Source organism: Pseudomonas sp. 30_B, assembly GCF_017491605.1.
Taxonomy (GTDB): domain Bacteria; phylum Pseudomonadota; class Gammaproteobacteria; order Pseudomonadales; family Pseudomonadaceae; genus Pseudomonas.
In genome coordinates, this window is sequence record NZ_JAFGYY010000317.1 from 1 (window position 1) to 455 (window position 455).

The 455-nt window shown below is 60.4% G+C and carries 1 protein-coding gene; it reads right to left on the minus strand.

Features of this window, described 5'->3' with window-relative positions:
• A partial coding sequence (locus J5M67_RS28470) for a helix-turn-helix domain-containing protein (RefSeq protein WP_207888681.1) occupies positions 1-308 on the minus strand: 308 nt, incomplete at its 3' end.
• Positions 309-455: the final 147 nt, after the last annotated feature.

A 455-nucleotide genomic window follows, 5' to 3' on the forward strand; every position in this document is an offset into this window, starting at 1 on the left:
GTGACCGTTCCAGCCAGGCGATCCTGCACATATGTCCTCAACTGGTCGTTCTCTGCCAGTTTCGAAGCATTCGGACGCTCGGCTGCGCCTTCAGCTTTCCATTGGGCAACCGTTGCCCGATACACCAGAGTACCACCGCGGGTCGCTGCGTTACGGCGTAGCTCGCGTGAAATCGTTGACGGCGACCGTTGCAGTCTTCGCGAAATCTCACGAACACTGCAATCCTGCGCCCACAGCAGCGCGATCTCCTCGCGCTCCGAAAATGGCAGATAACGCCCGGAGTGTGGCGCCAGGTCGATCGGTGCCACGCCGCCCGCTTCACGAAGCCATCGCGGCCCCAACGGTTGCGATACGTTACACGCCAGCGCTGCGGCCTCGGTCTCCATACTTTGTGCGATGCACTTCCAGAATGCTCGCTTCGAATCGAGTTGATTGACACCCGGTCTGCCAGGTGA